Source organism: Bacteroides cellulosilyticus (assembly GCF_020091405.1).
Classification (GTDB): domain Bacteria; phylum Bacteroidota; class Bacteroidia; order Bacteroidales; family Bacteroidaceae; genus Bacteroides.
In genome coordinates, this window is sequence record NZ_CP081903.1 from 22,984 (window position 1) to 46,166 (window position 23,183).

Consider the following 23,183-nt stretch of genomic DNA (forward strand, 5'->3'; position numbering starts at 1 on the left):
AAACATTTAATGTTTTTTTGTGCCCGAAGGTAGGATTTATCATAGAAGTGACTTACCTTTGCAAAGTTGTTTAAACAATAATTTCATGATCGAGCAATTTAACTTTGACATCCGGCTGATTTTTGCCATCCTGAACGGTAAAGTTTCCGCCGCAATCAACCGAAAACTGTCCCGCAACTTCCGCCAGAACGGTTTGGAGATTACTCCGGAACAGTGGACTGTCCTCATCTTTTTGTGGGAAAAAGACGGAGTGACGCAACAAGAGTTGTGTAATGCAACTTTTAAGGACAAGCCCAGTATGACGCGCCTGATTGATAACATGGAACGTCAACATCTGGTAGTCCGTATCTCGGATAAAAAAGACCGCCGCACCAATCTTATCCACCTCACCAAAGATGGAAAAGAACTGGAAGAACGCGCACGGGTAATCGCTAACCAAACTTTGAAAGAGGCATTACACGGTATCACCGTAGAAGAGCTGAGCATAAGCCAGGAAGTATTAAGAAAAATATTTTTCAATACGAAAGACTGAAATAAATGAAGAATGAAGAATGAGGAATGAAGAGGCTCAGGCAAAAGATGTGGTATCCAGCCTCATTTTTCATTCCTCATTCTTCATTCTTTATTAAAATATGGTTTTTTTTGCAAAAATAATTTCGCTTGTTAAAGAATTATGCTTTTCTTTGTGACAAGAATATAATAATCTATTAAAATACACACACATGAAAGGTTTATTAAAAAATCTGGGCTTGATATTAGTCTTGGTGGGAGCTGTAATCTTGGTTGCATGTTCCTTTACCGGTAATGTAAACAACAATACCATTTTAGGAACATCAGCTGTCCTGTTGGTATTGGGATTGGTTACATACATTGTCATCAATAAGAAATTGGCAGACTAATCGTCAGAAAAAGAATAAAAAAGGCGGTTGCTTTGATAGCGACCGCCTTTTTTATTCTTATGCAAGGAGTCTATATCAAGACTCCGGTTCCGGTGTAATCAACTTATATCCCTTTCCGTGGATATTGATGATTTCAATGGAAGGATCTTCTTTCAGATGCTTACGCAGCTTCGTGATATACACATCCATGCTACGTGCATTGAAGTAGTTATCATCAATCCAGATGGTCTTCAAAGCAAAGTCACGCTGTAGGATTTCGTTAGCATGAGCGCAGAGCAAACCCAAGAGTTCAGACTCTTTCGTAGTCAGCTTCGTCTGCTTTTCAGGCGTTGACAGAATCTGTTTCTGTGTATCGAAAGTAAACATACCGATCTTATAGATATTACTCTCTTTGTTCTTCTTTCCACGTACACGTCTCAGGATTGCTTCAATTCTGAAAGTCAGCTCTTCCATGCTGAACGGCTTGGTGATGTAATCATCCGCACCGATTTTAAAGCCTTCCAGAATATCTTCTTTCAGTGTCTTTGCGGTCAAGAAGATGATAGGAATTTCGGCATTTGCAGCACGCACTTCCTGAGCCAAAGTGAAACCATCTTTCTTCGGCATCATCACGTCAAACACACACAAGTCATATTTATTCTTCAGAAAAGCTTTGTATCCAGCTTCACCGTCGGGATACAACTCCGCAGAATAACCTTTTGCCTGTAAATATTCTCTTAAAAGCATGCCAAGATTTTCATCATCTTCGCACAATAAAATACGCAGTTTCTCGTCCATATCATTAATTTTTAAGTAAAGGTAATGCAATAATAAATTTAGTTCCAACGTTTAGTTCACTCTCTGCCCGGATGGTTCCCTTATGGTCCGTAATAATCTTTTTCACATAAGACAATCCTAATCCAAAGCCTTTCACATCGTGCAGATTACCTGTATGCACGCGGTAGAACTTTTCAAATATCTTTTTCAAATTTTCTTTCTTAATACCTATACCGTTATCCTGAATAGAAATCATCAGCTTTCCCGGTTCATTCCAGGTCTTCACTTTCAATTCCAAATCCGCATCCGGTCTCTTATACTTCACCGCGTTATCCATCAGATTGAAAATCACATTCGTAAGATGCATTTCATCTGCAAAGATATTCGGGTCTGTTGCGTTCAGTTCCGACTCTATATTACCGTTATAACGCTCCACCTTTAAGGTGAATGTATTAATAACACCTGTAATCAATTCATTAGCATCCAGTTCCTTCATTTTCAAAGTAGCCTTTTGCTTGTCGAACATCGACATCTGGAGCACCTTCTCCACCTGGAACCTCAACCGTTTCGTCTCATCATTGATGACCGTCGATATATGCTGGAACATGGCAGGCGACTTACCCACTGCAGGGTCTTTCAACATCTGCGCCGCCAGTGAAATGGTCGATATCGGCGTTTTAAACTCATGCGTCATATTGTTGATAAAGTCATTCTTCATCTCCGTCAGTTTCTTCTGGCGGAACACGATATAAATCGTGAAGATAAACGTAATCAGCAACACAAAGGTGAATATCATCGACGGTATCATAAAGTTGATCGAGTCGAAAATATAATCTCTTTTGCCCGGAAAATGTATCTTTACGATACTCATACGGGCAGGTGGATCATTCAGGAACAAAGGCTGGGAGTAAGAATACTCGCTACCTTCATCGACATAGTCCGAACAACGGTATACTTCCCGTCCATCCCGGTCGATCACCTTAAAGTGATATCCCAGATCAATGCCATTATCTACCAAGCCCGACTTTAAGTACTGATCCAGATTCTTAAAGTTGATGCGTTCCTCAATCGGCTTGCTACTTGCCGTATATAACATCTGCAAGGCAACTTCATCCAACAAACCACGCTGGTACACATAACGTTCTTTCATTAAATCGATTTGTGTACGAGCTGTTTTAGGAATCGTCTTAGCGCCATGCTTACGCGAAATCATCGCTCTCGGCAGCTCTGACGGCTTATTTGTGATCGTCTGAAGTTCCATGGCCGAATACTTGGAACCATCCGGCGACGTCACCGTAAACCGTTGTGTTTGCACCAATGCCTGCCCTTGCTCAGTCAATTCCCACGCTCTCTTTTCTGCCTCAGAGATGTCTTCCCGCAACCAACGGGCAACCTCAGCGGACTCTACTTCTTTAGAAGCAGCCATCAGTCCACGCTTCACAGATTCATCAAATTGCTCGTTACGCATCTTTACCATCTTCTCTATGTAGCTGATTTGCAGATACAAGAGGCTGAGGAAAGATAACCCCATAACGATACCTAATATCCATATTGTTGACTTCTTCATAGTCACAAAATTAACACTCCCTAATTAACACTCCTAACCTATTAACCTGATTTAACCGCAAGTTCTCGTAAATTAACCGAAAAGAGTTTTTTAAGTTGCATTACGAGCATTATAACAAATCAGCGTGTGTTTGGTTTGCAAATTTAATAAAAAATTAATCATTCTCGTTCACATTTACGCATGTTCTTAATCAGTGTTAATAAAAAAGCCATTACCCCTCGTTCTGAGGGAGTAACGGCTTTAACAAATTATAAAAACAGACGAAGTGAAGTCTTTTATTCTTCAGCTTGCTTAGCTTCGAACTCCTTAACCAACTTATCTTGTACATCACTTGGAACAAGTTCATAGCTGGCAAATTTCATGATAAACGAAGCACGTCCTCCTGTCAAAGAACTCAAGGCTGTGGAGTAAGATGCCATTTCCTTCAAAGGTACTTTAGCACTCAGCTTTTCATAACCGGCTTCACTACTCATACCCATAATCATGGCACGGCGTCCCTGCAAGTCACCCATCACATCACCCATTCTATCCGACGGAACAAATACTTCCACATCATAGATAGGTTCAAGGATCTTCGGTCCTGCATTCTTGAATGCTTCACTAAATGCATTACGACCGGCCAACATGAAGGAAATTTCATTAGAGTCTACCGGGTGCATCTTACCATCATACACGATAACACGTACATCACGAGCGTACGAACCGGTCAACGGTCCTTGTTCCATACGAGACATGATACCTTTCAGGATAGCCGGCATGAAACGCGCGTCAATAGAACCACCTACGATACTATTAATAAATACCAATTTACCGCCCCATTCCAATGGGATTTCTTCGGTACCTTTCACGTTCATCTTAAACTCCTGCGCACCAAACTTATAAGTATCAGGCAACGGCATACCTTCGTAATAAGGTTCTACAATCAGATGCACCTCACCAAACTGGCCTGCACCACCCGATTGTTTCTTATGGCGATAGTCTGCACGAGCCGCCTTTGTAATGGTTTCACGATACGGAATTCTCGGTTCCTCATATTTGATTTGCAACTTTTCATTATTCTCCAAGCGCCATTTCAACGTACGCAAGTGGAACTCACCCTGTCCGTGAACAATAGTCTGGCGCAATTCCTTGGACTGCTCTATCACCCAAGTCGGATCTTCCTCGCGCATACGGTTCAATATGGCCATCATCTTTTCCGTATCGGCCTCATTCACGGGTTTGATAGCACGGGAATATTTTGAATTGGGATATTTGACAAAGTTGAAACGGTTTTCAGTACCCTTACCATTCAGAGTATTACCTGTATGCACATCTTTTAATTTCACAGTACAACCGATATCACCGGCCACCATTTCTTCCACCTTAATACGGTTGGCACCTGCACAGGCATAAATCTGAGCGATACGCTCTTTCGAACCACGGTCAGCATTCGTAAAGTCTTCACCTTCGTGCACTTTACCGCTCATAACCTTGAAGTATTGAACGTCACCGATATGAGGTTCAACAGCGGTCTTGAAGAAATAGAGAGAAGTAGGTCCATTCGGATCCGGTTCCACAACCTCGCCACGGGTATTGTGTACGGGCGGCATCTCGTTTACAAACGGAACCACATTACCCAGGAATTCCATCAAACGACGCACACCCATATCTTTACCTGCACAAACACAGAATACGGGGAACATGCCACGTGAAGCCAAACCTTTACGGATACCCTCGCGCATTTCGTCTTCTGTCAGTGAATCCTGTTCAAAGAATTTCTCCATCAGGCTTTCATCGTGTTCAGCAGCAGCTTCTACCAATGCTTTATGCAGTTCGGTTGCTTTTTCCAATTCCTCTGCAGGAACATCTTCAATGGTGGGTGCACCACCTTCGGGGCCCCACGAATATTTTTTCATCAAAAGTACATCAATCAACGAATTAAAGTTCGGTCCGGTAGCCAACGGATATTGTACGGGAACTACCTTCGAACCATAAGCAGACCTCAACTGCTCCAGTACCATATCATAATCACACTTCTCATGGTCAAGTTGGTTCACCAGGAAAATCACCGGTTTACCTAACTTTTCTGTATATCGGAAATGATTTTGGGTACCCACTTCAGGACCATATTGGCCATTCAGAAGCAATATTGCAGTATCAGTAACATTGAGTGCTGTCATGGCAGCTCCAACAAAGTCATCACTTCCCGGACAGTCTATAATATTAAGTTTCTTACCGTTCCACTCCACATGGAAAACGGTGGAAAACACAGAATAGCCATATTCTTGCTCCACCGGGAAGTAATCGCTGACTGTATTCTTGGCAGTAATTCTGCCGCGACGTTTTATAATACCACTCTCAAAGAGCAGCGCTTCTGTGAGAGTGGTTTTACCCGAGCCATCATTGCCAAGCAGGGCAATGTTCTTAATTTCATTCGTCTGATATACTTTCATGATATATAAGATTTAAAATGAATAACTCAGTATGCCTTCGCATACCCTTAATTTTTGTGAGGCGCAAATTATGAATTTATCAAAAGAAAAGCAATAAATCGACGGTGTTACTAAACTATGTTATGTAACACATCACGACTAACAGAAAGATTTTCTTAACTTTACAGCGTAAATCACTAATCTTTAAACTTACAATGAAAGCACTGCTATCCGTCACCACGCTGTTGATTCTTCTATTGTTCAGCGGATGCCAATCCAATGGTGCCTCGCACAGGCAACGGCCATTGATCGGCATATCCTGCTCCCACCCCAATGATTATTCGACTGCCCGAATGACTTACACAGAATCTGTGATACAAGCCGGAGGTACCCCGATGCTCATCCCTATCACAACGGACAGTACGGTGTTGGCGGATATCGTCAGCCGGCTGGATGCAATTATATTAATAGGAGGGGCTGACATTCACCCTTCTTATTATAATGAAGAACCTATCGAGCAACTGGGGGAGGTTGATTCGCTACGCGATGTTTACGACATCGCCCTGATTCGTCTTGCAGCACAGCGCAATGTACCGATGTTAGGCATCTGTAGGGGTGAGCAATTGATAAATGTAGCGTTCGGCGGGACACTCTATCAGGACATACCGGCACAATACCCGGACACTACCGTACGACATAATCAAAAAGAACCGAGCAGCGTGCCCACGCATACGGTTCATCTCCTGCAAGGCTCCACGATAGCTCAGATTACGGGGCAAACGGAGCTTTTCACAAATACGCATCATCACCAGGCGGTGAAGCTGGCAGCACCCGGTTTCCGCATCACGGCATGGGCCACGGATAGTATTCCTGAAGCCATTGAAAATATCAATGGAAAGCCCATTTGGGGAGTACAGTTCCACCCGGAAGCATTAACAATGGCAGGCGACAGTATATCTGCCAGATTCTTCCACTTTCTGGTTGATAAAGCGGCGGCATTTCGAAGGAGTAAATAAACCCGGTGCCTACTCATCCCGAAAGGCATAGGCAAGGCACTTTTGTTTCTCAGTTAAGGCACTCTTGTTTCTCAGGCAAGAAACTCTTGTTTCAATGGGAAGAAATCTTTGTTTCTTAGGCAAGGCAATTTTGTTTCAGTTGAAAGAAACAAAATGAAACAAACGAGAGCCTGACAAAGCTAAAGTATCTCTCCTCCTAATCACAAGAAAGGGCGCAATCTTACGACTACACCCTTACTTTTTTATCAATAGACTTATTTTCATAAGATGAGACTATAATTATAATATAGGTACGCGCGTGTATCATATATAATCCAACTTAATCACGATCACCCTTATATCCTGATCTTCCTTATCCGTAGCTATCTTTGCAATATGCCAGTCGGACGGGAAGAACAAGAAAAACTCACCGGGAACAGAGTCGATAAAGGTAGTTTTTTCCGGATCAAAATCATAGTGAATAACATCTCTCTTCTCACTATATTCGCAATTAGCCTTTGAAGACTCATGATCCAGCAATGCAAAACGTTCCGTTCCTTTCACCACATACTGCAAATCTATATGTTTCCGGTGTGATTCGGATGTCCGCTTCTCTAACGGTTCATTCTTACTATCTTCAACAGAAACCACAAGTGACGTTCCTTCTATCGGATGTTTTCCCTTCTCGATAGTAGTCAGGTCGTGCGACGCCAACCAGCGAAAAGCCGCCTTCCATTGTTCCGGATTCGCTTCGTACTGCGCTTTGAATTCCGCTAAATTCGTAGAAGAATGGGGCTTCGCCTTCAAACCTTCACTCCAGACTTTCGATTTTACCCATTTTTCAGGCGAGATACTTTTTACTTTCTTGCCACTTTGAGCAGAAACAGACAGACAAACCGCAAGCATACAGGCAGTTGCCAATAACCATTGTAAGTGTTTCATGTTAATGTTTTCTATAATTTCGTTTACTGACTACAAAGATATAAATTATAAATCGTATTAAATTGAAACATCTGTCTACCTATATTGAATTATTTGTGGAACATTAAATGAGAAGTCGTTCTTATCTTTGCAACAGAAATTAATTCGTAAACTAACAATAATCCATTCAAATCATGAGAAACATTTTCTGGAGTATGACATTAGTTGTTGCCTGTTTATTTGGAGCTGCTACAGCGCAAGCCCAAAAACAAGTAACCGCCAACAATGCCATCGTGCCGGGTGAAGTATGGAACGACACCGACGGTAACCCCATCAATGCACATGGTGGCGGTATCCTCTACCATGAAGGAACGTACTACTGGTACGGTGAGTACAAAAAAGGTAAAACCATCCTGCCCGAATGGGCCACATGGGAGTGTTACCGCACGGATGTAACCGGCGTGAGCTGCTATTCATCCAAAGACCTGCTGAACTGGAAGTTCGAAGGCATCGTGCTTCCCGCAGTAAAGGACGACCAAGGCCACGACCTGCACACCAGCAAGGTACTGGAACGTCCGAAGGTGATTTATAACCCAAAAACCAAGAAATTCGTGATGTGGGCACACGTGGAAAGTGCCGACTACAGCAAAGCCTGCGCCGGAGTAGCCGTCAGTGACTCCCCTACCGGAGAATTCACCTATCTGGGCAGCTTCCGTCCTAACAATGCCATGAGCCGCGACCAAACCGTATTCGTGGATGACGACGGCCGCGCTTATCATTTCTACTCTTCCGAAAACAACGCCACACTGTACATCAGCGAGTTGACAGACGACTATCAGAGACCGAGCGGACGCTATACCCGTAACTTCGTCAAGGAAAGCCGCGAAGCCCCCGCCGTCTTCAAACGTAACGGAAAATACTACATGCTCTCTTCCGGCTGTACCGGGTGGGATCCGAACCAGGCAGAACTGGCTGTAGCTGATTCCATTATGGGTGAATGGAAAACAATAGGCAATCCTTGTACCGGAACAGATGCCGACAAGACTTTCTATGCTCAAAGCACTTACGTGCAGAAAGTTATGGGCAAGAAAGACATGTACATTGCCATGTTCGACCGCTGGAATAAGAAAGACCTGGAAAACTCACGTTATGTATGGCTTCCTTTCTCCTTCGAAGGTGATAAAATCACCATTCCCTGGCGTGACAAATGGAGCTTCGACAATTTCGAAAATCAAGGCCGTTTTGAAGCCGGCAAAGGAACTTTCCTGCTAAATGGCAAACCATTTGTAGTTAAAGCCGCCGAACTGCACTACCCGCGCATCCCGAAACCTTATTGGGACCAACGCATCAAGTTGTGCAAAGCACTGGGTATGAACACTGTCTGCCTCTATGTATTCTGGAACTCTCACGAACCGCAACCCGGCGTATATGACTTTACGGAGCAAAACGACCTGGCTGAATTCTGCCGTCTGTGCCAGCAAAATGATATGTATGTCATCCTCCGCCCCGGACCGTATGTTTGTGCCGAGTGGGAAATGGGTGGTCTGCCGTGGTGGCTGCTTAAGAAAAAGGATGTGCGTCTGCGCGAATCCGATCCTTACTTCATAGAACGTGTAGCTCTGTTCGAAGAAGCCGTTGCCAAGCAAGTGAAAGACCTGACGATTGCCAATGGCGGCCCCATCATCATGGTACAGGTAGAAAACGAATATGGATCTTACGGAGAAGATAAGGGGTATGTATCCCAAATCAGAGACATCGTACGTGCCAACTTCGGAAATGACATCGCTCTGTTCCAATGCGACTGGGCTTCTAACTTCACCCTGAACGGACTCGATGACCTGATCTGGACCATGAACTTCGGTACAGGCGCCAACGTCGACCAGCAATTTGCCAAACTGAAACAGCTTCGTCCCAACAGCCCTCTGATGTGTTCTGAATTTTGGAGCGGTTGGTTCGACAAATGGGGTGCCAACCACGAAACGCGTCCTGCTGCTGATATGATCAAAGGTATCGACGATATGTTATCAAGAGGCATTTCATTCAGCCTGTATATGACACATGGAGGTACGAACTGGGGACACTGGGCAGGCGCCAACTCTCCCGGCTTTGCACCCGATGTGACGTCTTACGATTACGATGCGCCTATCAGTGAATCCGGTCAGACAACTCCTAAGTATTGGGCGTTGAGAGAAGCCATGGCGAAATACATGGATGGTGAGAAACAGGCGAAAGTACCTGCACTGATCAAACCTATCAGCATCCCTGCTTTCAGATTCACAGAAATGGCACCACTGTTCGAGAACCTGCCCGCAGCAAAGAAGGATGAAAACATCCGCACCATGGAAGAATATAACCAAGGCTTCGGAAGCATCCTCTACCGCACTACCCTGCCTGAATTGAAATCACCCGCTACCCTCACAGTAAACGATGCGCACGACTATGCTCAGGTATTCGTAGACGGGAAATACATCGGCAAGCTCGACAGAAGAAACGGTGAAAAGCAATTGGTACTCCCCGCCTGCGTCAAAGGCTCCAGACTTGATATTCTGGTAGAAGCCATGGGCCGCATCAACTTCGGACGTGCCATCAAAGACTTCAAAGGAATCACGAAAAACGTAGAACTTTCTATGGACATCAACGGATATCCTTTCGTTTGCGACCTGAAGAACTGGGAAGTTTTCAACATTGAAGATACCTATGAATTCTATCAGGGCATGAAGTTCCAGCCGATAGAGTCATTGACAGACCGCCTCGGACAACGTATTCCGGGTGTTTACCGTGCTAAATTCCAGGTGAAGAAACCGAGCGATACTTTCCTGAACTTCGAAACATGGGGCAAAGGACTGGTTTATGTGAACGGTTATGCATTAGGCCGTATCTGGGAGATCGGTCCTCAGCAGACTCTTTATGTACCGGGATGCTGGTTGAAGAAAGGTGAGAATGAAATCGTAGTTTTCGATATCGTAGGTCCTAAAGAAGCTAAGTCCGAAGGTTTAAGTGAACCGCTCCTTGACCAGCTGCTTGTACAGAAACCCTTGACACATCGCAATGAAGGCGAAAACCTGAACTTGTCAGGTGAAAAGCCTGTATTCACGGGAAGTTTCAAACCGGGTAACGGCTGGCAGGAAGTTAAATTCAACAAACCGGTCACCGGACGCTATGTTTGCATTGAAGCATTAAACTCACAGGATGGAAAAGACCTGGCTTGTATTGCCGAAATGTATTTCTTGGACAAGGATGGCAGCCGTCTGTCCCGCGAGCCTTGGATTGTGAAGTATGCCGACAGCGAAGACGTGGCTCACGTCAACCGCTCTGCCGACAAGACTTTCGACCTTCAGGAATCCACCTATTGGAGCACAGAGAAAGGTAGTCCTTATCCGCATACGATTGTAATCGATCTGGGCGCCAGTCATGCCGTGACTGGTTTCCAATGCTTACCCCGAATGGAAAGCGAAGTACCGGGAGGCATTAAGGATTTCAAGATTTATGTGAAGGGGGAAAACTTCAAATACTAATCTGATTCACCACAGAGTAACACAGAGTCCCACGGAGTTCATTCATTTGATTTTAAATCAATAGAACTCCGTGGGACTCCGTGTTACTCTGTGGTGAGATCTTAATAAAGTATCACCTGATCCAGCACCACTTAGACAGCCGCTCTTCTTTATATAGAAGTCCGACTCATTATCGTACGATTGTAGTTTCAGGGCCAAGATAAGAGCGCTTCATTCCTCCCATATCTATCACCACCTTTTGAATAATCATACCCGGGTCAGAGCATATCAATTTCAAAGTATGCTTGCCCGGCTTATCAATGTTTAGGGTTACAGCATTTATCGTACTGTTGCGGTACACATTTTCCCTCCATTCGCCTGAATATTCTTTTGCATTATTCGAAGCATATTTCAATAAGCCATCATCTATCATTATGCCGAAGCAAGTGCCACGTTCCGAATTCACCGGGAAAACAGGTAATGCATACGTATAAACCGTTACTGAACCGGCATTAAAAGTATAAAAATCATATTCCACTTTGGCAGCCTGTCTGGAACGACGTGGATTTTGAACAGGTTTTGTAGCCTCTCCTAATTGTATGCACTGATTCTCATATCCCAATCCCTCTATTACTTTCATTTTTATATCTTCATTCTCCACTTTTCTATGAAATTTTCCCGGATTGATAGATACACAACCATTATCCTCCACATACCATCCTTTCAACTCGCCGGCTGTAGGATAAGCAGGATTGAAAACAGGCAAATAAATCTTTTCCTGATTGCTGCCGGATATAATATCAATTTCACCTGTTACCCTTTCTCCTACCGGAACTTTCGACCAGTCAACAGATACAATAATCCGTTCTTGCAGAAGAGTGGTTCCGCTCTGCCTGCTGAGTTTGATCCACGAATCCGAAACTTTAGCATTCCACGTAAATGCTTGTTCTCCTATATTATACAATTCAATAAAAGATTCTTTCCGGGTATAAGGATTTACGCAAGGAAGTACATTCAATGTAATCTTTCCCAAAGGAGAGTCCTGTCCCGGAAGAAAAACACGCATTTCTGCTTTCTGCGGTACATCGATGGTCGTTACCGGTGGCATCTTCTGATAAGTAGCAGTCCATCCGGGTGCCAGAGCCATCATATGGTTCCATTTACCATTAAGCAGGGAGTTATACTTACCGGTATAATAATCGATACTATCATGATAAGCCTTTGTTCTATCAGCCAAATAGTTGGTTGCTGCACGTCCTTGACGCGCGTACCATCTGTTTTGCTGCGCAGTCAGCATTTTCTTGTTCATAAGCGCCGCTCCCTTCACAGGATAGAAAACCAGCTCATAAAAAGCAGCCTTATAAGATTCCGGCAACGTGTTCCATATCTTTTCGCTCTTATCAGAAATACGGTCGTACTCTTGCATTCTGCCTTCTGCTTCATTATAATTTGCAAAAGAAAAGTCTGTATCCGTCATTCTTTCCTGAGCATGTTCATTATTCCATTCATATCCCCATCCCATTGCCTCCGGTTTGTGCTGGAAACCTAAATGATAATAACTGTTCATTATATCGTCAATATCTTCCCTATACTTTTCACCAAATATGGAAGCCAGAAAGTCCACCTGATGATTGTTTATATTATCAAAATTGAATTTATCAATGTCCCAGGCCATATCCAGAAATGTTTTCATACCCAATTCACCCGGTTTGATGTCTCCCACATTCAATAACCAATAGCGTTTTGCCCCGGTATCATAAGCCTTGCGCATTTCTTCGAACATCAATGCCGGAGGAGTTGTATTCAACCATAAATAGTCATGCGGCTCGCCCAAATATGAAATATGATAATATACGCCCGATCCGCCTTTACGGTTTCTTTCCTCCTTATTATTCAATCGTTTGATATAACCGAAATTATCATCCGGCCAAACCAACATAATGTCTTCCGGAAGCCTCAACCCTCTCTCATAGATATCAAGCACTTCTTTATAGGGAACAAAAATCTGAGGGATAGAGTCAAGAGGAGAATCTACATGTTGCTTCAGAATGCCTCTTTGGTCAGCAATGACCTCCTCTACCAAGCTGACTTCTTTATCTTTGGGAACACCTACGAGTCCGGCGTCATGAATACCACGCATAGCAATCGTATAAATGTTCTCATATGGGGCATTCTCGGAAACCCGTCGGTCGAGTATCTTATTGATTCCTCCTTTGTTAGTTATATAATTCCATTCTCCCATTGTTTTTTTATCCCACTCCGTTACATTATTAAAGAGTAACGGTTCGCAATGAGAAGAACTCATTATAATTCCATAACTATCAGCAACTAATTTGTTTTCAGGATATTTATTGAAAGCACCCGAAGAAGGATGCATCGCAGGTGCCAGCATATTACCTTTCATCCGCAGAATCAGTTCACACACCTTAGCATAAGTCTTCGGTCCGATGTCGCCCAGTTCTTTATCAAACGTTTTTCCGGCCCACGGAGTTATTCCCCAACCTTCATCATTAATAAAGATACCCCTGTACTGAACAGACGGGGCCTGAGAAACATAGTTTATGTTCTCAATATATAATTGAGACTTTCTTTTTGTCGGCACATCGGCCCACCAGTACAAAGGAGACACTCCTATAGCCTCTGACAGTGTGAATACGCCATAAGCTGTACCACGCCTGTCGCATCCGGCAATGACAAGCACTTTTTTCACTCCTTTGGCAGGATCATCTATCGTTTTAACAATAAACTGTTCCCAACCACCACGAATAGCCGACACATCTAATTGTCCCTCTGCCACCAATCGGTCAATAAAAGCATTATGTCCCACTGTCCCCACAACAACGGCATACTCCGAAGAAACCTTTTTCGAAGAAACAGGTACTTTCTTATTAGTCACCCGCTTTATATCTTCAGCCAGAAGACAAGCCGTTTTTTCTACTACACCATAATCCCCGGCATCATAATAAATCACTGTCTTATGGGAAGACACTAACGGAAAGGTTGCCCCGCCCCCGGTTTCTTTAACTATAATCTGTCCCCAGCATATTACCGGAAGAAACATAGACATGAATACAAACCAAAATCTCATCATAACATAAACTATATTTTAATTACTACTTATCATCTTTATTCATATCCGGGGTTCTGTTCTAACACAGCTCCTCTGTTAGCTTCAATTTCTTTATAAGGTATTGGCCATAATTCATAATGTTTTTCCATCTCCTTGGCATAATAAGGATTGCATTTCATCACGCGGTCGTAAAGCTTTCCCATTCTCATCAACGTTATTCTACGTCTTTCTTCTACGCCTAACTCTCTCATTCTCTCATCCAGAATATAATCCAATGTTATCTGAGATGCCGATACAGGCTTAGCATGAGCTCTATCGCGAATCACATTGATATCAGCCGCTGCCTTATCCTTATCATTTAAAGCCAAATAAGCCTCAGCACGCAACAAGTAAGTCTCGGCAAGCCTGAACATATATTGATCCGTATATGTAGCACCGGCTCCACTGTTAAGCGCAAAAGTTTTGGAATTGGAATACAAACCATCCGGATGATTATACGGAGTAGTACACTTGGATTGATAAGCATAGAGCGGACGGGACGGAACCGTAACCCCTACCGGCGGATTCTGAGTGTCAATGGTATCCCCGTAAAGTTTGGCATACTCTTTATTATGAACTGCAAACTTTCTCACAAAATTATGATTAGCGTTTCTCATGTCTCCATAGAAATCATCTTTCCATATCTCATCACTGAAATATCGGGTCGAAATGGCCCAACCAATGCCACGACCTCCGGTATAGTCACCAATCGGCCAGCTAAAAGGATTCATGCCATGTGCTTTCACGTCACGAACCATCGGAGCATGATGCCTTTCCAAAGTGTATGTCTGGTCTTTGGCCGTCAAGGAACCACTTCCACCGGGAGTGTCAGTTTCAATCTGAATAACCCAGATTCCTTCTGTATTTCCGGAACCTCTGTTCTGATTATTTTTTCGGAATAAATCCCAATATACATCTCCCGGAAGTTCATTAGCTCTGGAACCAAAGCGAGTGTACATTAATCCGGTAGCCGGATCATCGATGACTGTTGTAGCAGCATCCACCGCTTTCTGATATTGAGCTGTTGCCAGATAAAGTTCTGAAAGCAAATGATATGCAGCCGCATTAGAAACTTCCCCATCCTGCACACTGGACAAACTGGGTAGATGAGTAGCCGCAAACTCTACATCCGTAAGTGCCTGCTTCAACACCTCTTCTTTGGACGCCCTGACATAATCAAACTTAGGCTCGACGACTTCTGTCAATAAAAGAGGTACCCCACCGTACAGATAGGCCAAGGTCCTGTATGCAAATCCTCTAAAGAAACGGGCTTTGGCTTCGGCAATCGTCTTTTGTTCCTCTGATACTTCAGAAGCAGGCAGACGGTCGATAATAGTATTAGCAGTTGATATGGTATGATAAAGTAATGACCAGTGTACCGATGCAATATTACCGGTTGAATGATAAGCTGAAATCATATTGGAATGTCGCTCCGTACCATTCGGTTCGCCATCATAAACAATATCCGTACCGTAAAGGTAATCCATCGGACGGTTTTCATCCCTACTATAAAATTCTCTTCTTATCAGGTAATAGAGATTATTTATTGAACAATCAATATCCTCTTGGGTAAGAAAAGAATTGGTTGCACTCATGAAATCCAAAGGCTTCTCATCCAAAAAAGAACTGCTGCACGAACCCAGCACTGCTGAAAGCAACAAGGTAATAGTATATATTTTTATTTTCATAATAAATCAGATTAATAAGTAAGACTAACACCAAAAGAAAAACTTCTCATTACCGGTCTGCCCGAATAAGTGCTTCCGGCTTCCGGGTCCCAACCATGCCATTTTGTAAAAGTCAGCAGGTTTTTCCCACTGAAAAACAGATCAATTTCACTCAAACCAACCTTGTTCGTAACAGACTTTGGAAAGGCATAAGACAATGAAACATCCTGCAAACGTACAAAGCTGCGGTCTTCATATACCGTAGGAGTTATTTTCGGGGTACTAATGGAGCGTGCATAGACTGCATCCGGATTACGCGGTGACCAGTAATCCCATGCACTTATACGATTCCAGCGCAGATTATTCTGATCTCTGACTAACGAAGAAGAGTTTGCCGCCAGATACCCATCCTTTCCTCCTTGAACAGAATTGATAAAGAAACTAAGTGTGAAGTTCTTATACTCCAACGTATTCATAATACCAAATCGGTAAGCCGGATCTCCTTTCCCTAAAATGACACGGTCTTCAGGGGTTATTTCTCCCTCTCCGGTCATATCTACAATACGATAATTGCCCGGATGGAAACCGGCAGGTATATCATCACCTAACTGATAAATGCCATCTACCACATACCCATATACCGCAGAAATGGGCTGGCCTATAAACAGATTACTGGATATGTTATCATCCTCTATGCCATCTCCGTCATTATCTTCTCCTGTCAAAGTTACGATCTTATTGGAGTTTGTCGAAAAATTGAGTGAAGTAGTCCATTTAAAATCAGAAGTCTGTATATTCTTCGAAGTGAGAATAAATTCGAAACCCTTGTTTTTGATTTTTCCAAGATTAGAAGCAATCTTTGAAAATCCCGTAATATCAGGCAAAGCCACATCATACAATAAGTCTTTCGTAGTTGTCGAATAATATTCAACGGAACCGGTGAGTCTCTGACCCAGAATTGTGAAATCAAGCCCTAAGTTTATCCCTGCTGTTTTTTCCCATTTCAGATTATTATTTCCCAAAGCTGAGATTTCCTGTCCGATTACAGGCTTTCCACCATCACCAAAAATATACCTGATCTCAGAAGCAACTGTGGACAAAGATTTGTATCTGCTGGTTTGATTTCCGCTAATACCATATCCCCCACGCAGTTTCAGATAATCAATCCAGGGTATTTTAAAGAAAGACTCTTCTGAGATAATCCACCCTAAAGCTATGGAAGGAAAAGTGGCATATTTATTATTCGCCGCAAATCCCGAAAAACCATCTCTACGCACCGTACCCGTTATCAAATACCGGTCCTTCAAACGATAGCTGACTCTGGCCATCTGATAACAAAGGGCTTCTCTCCAGGCATCCGAATATACATAGCGGGTGGTTGCCTGTTCCAGACTATTATAACCCAATGTCATGCGTGTAAATCCTTGTCCCAAAGCCTTTGTATAATCGTACTTACGCTCCGAAGCCCCATATAATAATGTGGCATCAATATGATGTTCACCAAATGTAGCATTGTAAGCCAGAATATTATCTATAGTATAATCATAGTAACCGGTATGCTCTTTATAAGCCTCTCCTTGCAGATTGTATCCATACTGGCTGGCCTGAAAATGATTGTCTATTCTATAGTTATTACCAAAATTCAACCGATACACTAACCCTTTAAGAGGCAATCTTATTTCGGATGATATATTACCGAAAAAGTAATTATGACGTTCGTAATCATCAATATCCGATCCCATAAAAGGATTGGTATCCAATGTATTAAAAGGATATGGTTTTATTTTGCCATTTTCGTCATAAGGTTCAATCAATGGAGATTGGGTTATCAGATTCCACAAACCCGGCTCCGCACCATCCTGATTCACAAATGCACCAAAAGTCTGAATTCCTATTTTCCACCAGGGAGCTATTTCCGCATTCAGATTCATACGAACGCTGTTTCTCTTAAAATCATCATTCACGATAAATCCACGTTGATCCGTATTGGAATACGAAAGCATATAATTGATGGATTTACTGCCACCGGATATATTAAAACGGTTTTCAAACAGATGTCCGCTTTGTGTACCTTCGTCCCACCAGTTATAATTATAAGGACTGACATTTCCATTTTCATCCCTCAACGGAGCATCCGGCAATTTAGACGCGAGATCAAAATCCGGATTAGGGGTAGTATAATCAGGACCCAGGAAAGCCTCCGTATAATAGAAGTCTCTGACATTATCCAGATACTCTTCACGATTCATCGGACGATAATTGTGAGTTGGGTTGGAAAACGTATAACTACTGGAGAAAGTGATTTTCGGTTTCCCTTCCACACCTTTTTTAGTAGTAATCATAACTACTCCATTGGCAGCCTGTGCACCATACACAGCAGTAGAACTTGCATCTTTCAGGATATCAACAGATTCAATGTCATCAGGATTTATAGAAGATAACGAGCTTGTATAAATGATACCGTCCAGAATGACTAGAACATCCTTGTTTCCTCCCAAAGTATTCGTACCACGGATAGACATGGACGGAGTACCTCCCGAATTGGTCACCTGCCCAATATTAAGTCCCGGAACATTCCCTTGCAAAGATTGCAACACATTTGAGTTGGGAGACCTTTTCAACGTTTTAATATCTGCACGTATAACAGCACCCGTCAAGTCAGCCTTACGTTGTGTTCCATATCCCACTACTACCACTTCATCCAATGCTTTCACATCTTCTATCAAACGTATATCAACAACCGTTCTATTTTTCACAGGCACTTCCTGAGTAATAAAACCTATATAAGAAACAACCAAAATATCATTCGGAGCAGCCTGAAGATGATAGTTGCCGTCTATATCTGTTATAGTCCCGGTATCCTTACCTTTCACCTTTACATTCACACCAATAATCGATTCACCGGATGTATCCGTAATTTGCCCTTTGATATTCAAATTTTGCGCAAGACCGGACATAGCGAAAAAAAACAAGAAAATCCAAATAAGAAAATGTTTCATAAAATAATAGTGATTTAAAATTAACTACTTAAACTCATTCATTATGTTTTTCAGCTAATGAAATTAAAAAAAACTGTAACTCTTATGTGCTTCTCATAGGCAATCATTTTAAGGTTTCACATAGCATGGAGAATTAGCTCTCCAAAAGATTTCACCGGACAAAGGTAAATTCGAGCCAAGACTTCAGGCATCTGTATCATTCAGAATACCGCCGTTATTTTTTCAATGACAGAATTGTGGGCGACTTTTGGAAGGATTGCGACCATCATTGTGCTTATTAATGCTGATTTTTGTATTTGTTTGAGATTAAGTAGTAATTTTGAAGATGAAAATAGTATGAAAATGAAACAGAGCGGCCTATTCAAGTTAATCTTATTACTCTCATTAGTAGTTTACTCCATAGGAGGTTTCTGCCAGCAGATTCCGACTATTAATTTAGTCATGAAAGATGGATTATCCAGCAACTATGTAACAGATATCGCTCAGGATAAGTATGGCTTCACATGGATTGCAACCAAATATGGTCTTAATAGATTTGACGGAGATAAATTTACTGTCTATCTAAAGGAGCCCGATAAAGCATTACTTAATAGTAATGATATTAATAAGATTGCGACAGACACCATTAATAATAAAGTATGGATTGCCAACAGATGGATGGGCATAAATGTATTTGATTGTGCAACACAGCAATTCTCATCTTTTTTGCATGATAAAAATCGCCCGGAAACACTGATATCCAATGAAATTAAAGATATTCTGGTCACTTCCAACGGAAATGTATGGATTGCAACAACGCAAGGATTAGATTTATATAATCCCGAGAATTCACAGTTCATACATTATAATACGTCAACCGTTCCCAACTTCCCCTCAAATGGCATTATGACATTGGCTGAAGGCAATAATGGCGATTTATACATCGGACATACTCATAGCGGATTCACCATCTTCTCTCCAGATAACAGAAGCTTTAAAAATTTCACTCATTCACCTCTAAACAAAAATTCGCTCCCCAACAATACCGTACATTCCATTTTTGTTGACGCTAATTCTAAAATCTGGATTGCGACCAACAACGGAGTGTCACTTTTTGATCCTTTCAGAGAAACATTCCGCAATTTCAAAGATGTCAGCGGGATTCACAACACGATGCAAGGAGCAGTTTATAAAGTCTGCAAAACTAGTGATGGACGAATATGGGTGGGTACAATATCTGATCTTTGTTATTTCGACTCCAAAGACACAGACCTGATCTTATCCGGGAAAAAGGACGTCAATCATATGTTTATCCAGGATATCTATTGGGGAATATCAAATCCAACCGTTCATAGCATCTTTGAAGACTCTTTCAAAAACGTGTGGATAGGGTCAAACGGCGGAGGGGCCAGTTTCATCAGTAGCACTTCATCTTTCTTTCATAGTTGGAAAATTAATAAAATTCCGGGAGTCACTAACGGGCTCAATGACAAAGAAGTATTAACAATATGTGTTGCCGACAATGGAAATGTATGGATGGGAACCGATGGAGGAGGTATCAATGTCAACAAAGATGGCAAGAATTGCAGATTTTACTCCCACGATACAGGAGAGGTTTCATCAAATGCTTATCATTCTTCTTTAAAAGACTCTAATGGAGATTTATGGTTTGGAGATATGGAGATTGACATATTCTCAAAAAAAGAAAACAGATTTATCCATTACACCCCTCAAAAAAACAATTCAATAATCCATTGTTTCTTTGAAGATAACCAGAGAAATGTGTGGATTGGCAGCAGTAACGGGTTGGAAATTTACAACCTGATAACTAAGAAAAAAGATTTTCTTAATAAAGATAACAGCCAACTATTGACTAATGAAATCAGAGCTGTCTCACAAGATAAAAACGGGAACATATGGATCGGTACTCTCAATAGAGGGATTAGTATATATAATCCGGAGAGCAAGATAATGAAACATATAAATGAACACACCATATTTGAGAATTGCGCAATCAACCAAATATTCAGAGATTCTAAAAACAGAATTTGGATTGCAACAACAGAAGGATTAGTCTTATTCCCTGATGAGCAGTCAGATGCTTACCAATTGTTTAACACCCAAAACGGACTAGCCTGCAATCTAGTCTGTTCTATTGAAGAGGATTCAGAAGGTAATATCTGGCTGAGTACCCATTCAGGTATCAGTTGTTTCTTTGAACCAGAAAAAAGATTTCTTAATTATGACCATAAAGACGGTACCCTATTTGGTACATATATGAACAACTCTGTTGGTAAGACTCAAGACGGAACTATTTATTTCGGCAGCATCAATGGCGTGTGCTACTTTAATCCTAATGACAGGCCTTCGAATATTATTCTTCCTCCGGTAATATTTACCGAGTTCAAAGTCTATGGTAGAAACCCTCACGAAGATGCGATTGACATATCCATACCTATGACAGACGGAAAAGTCACACTCAATCATAATCAGAATATATTCAGCATAACGTTCAACGTCATGAACAAATCACTGCAAGGAAAAGTTGAATATGCCTATAAACTGGAAGGATTGGAGGAAAACTGGATTAATATAGGAGGAGAAAATCAAGTTGCATTTCGCAATATTCCTTATCGCAACTATAAATTGCATATTAAAGCCCGTTATAAAAACCAGGAGTGGCAAAATAATTATTCAACACTGTTCATAAGCATCAATCCTCCGTTTTGGCTCAGTTGGTGGGCTAAATTGATATATGTAGCAGGTATAGCCACCATCATATTCTTCATAATTAAATCTTATAAAAAACGCTTGCAGTTACGCAGTTCACTATCACTTGAGAAAGAAAAAGCCCAGAAACAGCAGGAATTGAATGAAGAACGATTGAGATTTTATACCAATATCACTCACGAACTGAAAACTCCATTGACGTTAATACTCGGGCCACTTGAGGACCTACAGTGCGATTCAAGAATTCAAGAGGAACACATGAAGAAGATTTCTCTTATTCATAAAAGCACAATCCGCCTGTTAAATCTGGTCACTCAAATATTGGAGTTCCGTAAAACAGAAACTCAAAACAAGAAGTTATGTGTAATTGAAGGAAACATTGTCGAAAAGATTCAGGAAATCGGTTTCAAATATAAAGAACTGAACAGAAATGCTGATATCACATTTGATATGATTACTGATGCAGACAAAATACAGATATATTTTGACCAAGAAGTGCTTTCGATGATTGTTGATAACCTTTTATCCAATGCATTCAAATATACCTATAAGGGAACCATCACGCTTGCTTTGCGGTCAGTAATAGCCAATGATATAGAATACACAGAAATTGAAATAGCTGACACAGGAATCGGAATCTCCCAAGAGGATATCTCACGTATATTTGAACGGTATTATCAAACTAATATAAGAAAAAACATACCCGGATTCGGTATAGGGCTCGCTTTAGTGAAAAACCTGGTAGATTTGCATGAAGGAACTATCCTGGTGGATAGTGAACCTAATGTAGGTTCATCCTTCCGTGTCCGGTTAATAACCAATAATTCCTATCCCAACGCCATACATATCAATACTAACCTCAAAGAATCCATAGACGAGGAGAAATTAAACAAACCCATCGTTTTAGTGGTGGAAGACGAGGGCGACATCCGTGATTATATTGCTGAAGCACTGATGGGCTCTTACGATGTTCTTGTTGCAGAGAATGGAGAACAAGGATGCCAGGCCGCCTTCACAAGTATTCCCGATATAATTATCAGCGATATAATGATGCCCGTAAAAGATGGAATCGAGTTATGCAAGGAAATTAAAAACAACATTGCAACCAGCCATATTCCTGTAATACTGTTGACAGCAAAAGACACATTACAAGATAAAACAGAAGGGTATGATGCCGGTGCCGACTCCTACGTCACCAAACCTTTCAGCGCATCTTTACTTAAAAGCAGAGTGGCCAATCTATTAGAAGGAAGGAAAAAAATAGCTTCCTTAATATCTTCAAGCACGCATCTTAAGCAATCTATCATCAAAGAATCATTAAACAAAATAGATAATGAATTCATTGAGAGAATAACAAGGATTATAGAAGAAAACTTGATGGATGAAAAAATAGATGTGCCCACAATAGCCCAGGAGTTATCAATGAGCTACTCTTCTCTTTATAGAAAAATAAAAGCCCTGACCGGGATGTCAACAGGAGAATTTATCCGTAAACTGAGGCTCAGGAAAGCAGAGCAACTATTGCTCTCAGGAAAGTATAATATTTCAGAAATAGCCCATCAGGTTGGGCTGAATTCCGTATCTTATTTCAGAGAATGTTTCAAAGAGGAATACGGAATGTCTCCATCAGAGTATATAAAACAGTTGAAGTAAACG

At 41.8% G+C, this 23,183-nt stretch carries 12 protein-coding genes; 5 read left to right on the forward strand and 7 right to left on the reverse strand.

Features of this window, described 5'->3' with window-relative positions; all coding sequences use genetic code 11:
• Positions 1-85: 85 nt before the first annotated feature.
• Together K6V21_RS00110 and K6V21_RS00115 are read left to right on the forward strand one after the other, a co-directional pair.
• Complete coding sequence (locus K6V21_RS00110) at positions 86-532, forward strand: MarR family winged helix-turn-helix transcriptional regulator (RefSeq protein WP_044266371.1); 447 nt, start codon at positions 86-88, stop codon at positions 530-532.
• A gap of 190 nt (positions 533-722) precedes the next feature.
• Positions 723-899, forward strand: coding sequence for a hypothetical protein (locus K6V21_RS00115; protein WP_224320470.1), 177 nt, complete (start codon positions 723-725; stop codon positions 897-899).
• Positions 900-974: 75 nt separating this feature from the next.
• On the opposite strand, the gene K6V21_RS00120 is transcribed toward K6V21_RS00115, so the two are convergent.
• The 3 genes from K6V21_RS00120 to K6V21_RS00130 all read right to left on the reverse strand — a co-directional run bounded on the left by K6V21_RS00120 (position 975) and on the right by K6V21_RS00130 (position 5,654).
• A complete protein-coding gene (locus tag K6V21_RS00120) occupies positions 975-1,676 on the reverse strand; it encodes a response regulator transcription factor (protein ID WP_007210274.1) in 702 nt (233 codons plus the stop codon).
• A gap of 4 nt (positions 1,677-1,680) precedes the next feature.
• Complete coding sequence (locus K6V21_RS00125) at positions 1,681-3,222, reverse strand: sensor histidine kinase (RefSeq protein WP_007210273.1); 1,542 nt, start codon at positions 3,220-3,222, stop codon at positions 1,681-1,683.
• Positions 3,223-3,497: 275 nt separating this feature from the next.
• The gene (locus tag K6V21_RS00130; RefSeq protein ID WP_224320471.1) at positions 3,498-5,654 is read right to left on the reverse strand and encodes an elongation factor G; all 2,157 of its coding nucleotides are present in this window, start codon (positions 5,652-5,654) and stop codon (positions 3,498-3,500) included.
• A 194-nt stretch (positions 5,655-5,848) separates the two neighbouring features.
• Between K6V21_RS00130 and K6V21_RS00135 the strand changes: the two genes are divergently transcribed.
• Positions 5,849-6,649: a gamma-glutamyl-gamma-aminobutyrate hydrolase family protein gene (locus tag K6V21_RS00135; RefSeq protein ID WP_224320472.1), complete on the forward strand. Its 801-nt coding sequence runs from the start codon at positions 5,849-5,851 to the stop codon at positions 6,647-6,649.
• A gap of 303 nt (positions 6,650-6,952) precedes the next feature.
• Here K6V21_RS00135 and K6V21_RS00140 read toward each other — a convergent pair whose 3' ends face one another.
• On the reverse strand, positions 6,953-7,570 hold the full coding sequence (locus K6V21_RS00140) for a YhcH/YjgK/YiaL family protein (protein WP_217712626.1): 618 nt from the start codon (positions 7,568-7,570) through the stop codon (positions 6,953-6,955).
• A gap of 173 nt (positions 7,571-7,743) precedes the next feature.
• Between K6V21_RS00140 and K6V21_RS00145 the strand changes: the two genes are divergently transcribed.
• Positions 7,744-11,064 (forward strand): beta-galactosidase, encoded by a 3,321-nt coding sequence (locus K6V21_RS00145; RefSeq protein WP_224320473.1) that lies wholly within the window; start codon positions 7,744-7,746, stop codon positions 11,062-11,064.
• A gap of 169 nt (positions 11,065-11,233) precedes the next feature.
• Here the strand turns inward: K6V21_RS00145 and K6V21_RS00150 are convergent, their stop codons facing one another.
• Genes K6V21_RS00150 through K6V21_RS00160 form a run of 3 tightly spaced genes read right to left on the reverse strand, consistent with a single transcriptional unit; the run spans position 11,234 to position 18,818 of the window.
• Positions 11,234-14,131 (reverse strand): glycosyl hydrolase 115 family protein, encoded by a 2,898-nt coding sequence (locus K6V21_RS00150; RefSeq protein ID WP_224322104.1) that lies wholly within the window; start codon positions 14,129-14,131, stop codon positions 11,234-11,236.
• A gap of 38 nt (positions 14,132-14,169) precedes the next feature.
• Positions 14,170-15,840, reverse strand: coding sequence for a RagB/SusD family nutrient uptake outer membrane protein (locus K6V21_RS00155; RefSeq protein ID WP_224320474.1), 1,671 nt, complete (start codon positions 15,838-15,840; stop codon positions 14,170-14,172).
• A gap of 11 nt (positions 15,841-15,851) precedes the next feature.
• Positions 15,852-18,818 carry a SusC/RagA family TonB-linked outer membrane protein gene (locus K6V21_RS00160; protein ID WP_224320475.1) on the reverse strand — a complete coding sequence of 989 codons (2,967 nt, stop codon included), beginning with the start codon at positions 18,816-18,818 and terminating at the stop codon, positions 15,852-15,854.
• Positions 18,819-19,043: 225 nt separating this feature from the next.
• Between K6V21_RS00160 and K6V21_RS00165 the strand changes: the two genes are divergently transcribed.
• The gene (locus K6V21_RS00165; RefSeq protein WP_224320476.1) at positions 19,044-23,180 is read left to right on the forward strand and encodes a hybrid sensor histidine kinase/response regulator transcription factor; all 4,137 of its coding nucleotides are present in this window, start codon (positions 19,044-19,046) and stop codon (positions 23,178-23,180) included.
• Positions 23,181-23,183: the final 3 nt, after the last annotated feature.

Coding starts and splice junctions, on each gene's coding strand:
- K6V21_RS00110 (WP_044266371.1), top strand. CDS start 86: ATGATCGAGCAATTTAACTTTGACATCCGGCTGATTTTTGCCATCCTG.
- K6V21_RS00115 (WP_224320470.1), top strand. CDS start 723: ATGAAAGGTTTATTAAAAAATCTGGGCTTGATATTAGTCTTGGTGGGA.
- K6V21_RS00120 (WP_007210274.1), bottom strand. CDS start 1,676: ATGGACGAGAAACTGCGTATTTTATTGTGCGAAGATGATGAAAATCTT.
- K6V21_RS00125 (WP_007210273.1), bottom strand. CDS start 3,222: ATGAAGAAGTCAACAATATGGATATTAGGTATCGTTATGGGGTTATCT.
- K6V21_RS00130 (WP_224320471.1), bottom strand. CDS start 5,654: ATGAAAGTATATCAGACGAATGAAATTAAGAACATTGCCCTGCTTGGC.
- K6V21_RS00135 (WP_224320472.1), top strand. CDS start 5,849: ATGAAAGCACTGCTATCCGTCACCACGCTGTTGATTCTTCTATTGTTC.
- K6V21_RS00140 (WP_217712626.1), bottom strand. CDS start 7,570: ATGAAACACTTACAATGGTTATTGGCAACTGCCTGTATGCTTGCGGTT.
- K6V21_RS00145 (WP_224320473.1), top strand. CDS start 7,744: ATGAGAAACATTTTCTGGAGTATGACATTAGTTGTTGCCTGTTTATTT.
- K6V21_RS00150 (WP_224322104.1), bottom strand. CDS start 14,131: ATGAGATTTTGGTTTGTATTCATGTCTATGTTTCTTCCGGTAATATGC.
- K6V21_RS00155 (WP_224320474.1), bottom strand. CDS start 15,840: ATGAAAATAAAAATATATACTATTACCTTGTTGCTTTCAGCAGTGCTG.
- K6V21_RS00160 (WP_224320475.1), bottom strand. CDS start 18,818: ATGAAACATTTTCTTATTTGGATTTTCTTGTTTTTTTTCGCTATGTCC.
- K6V21_RS00165 (WP_224320476.1), top strand. CDS start 19,044: ATGACAGAATTGTGGGCGACTTTTGGAAGGATTGCGACCATCATTGTG.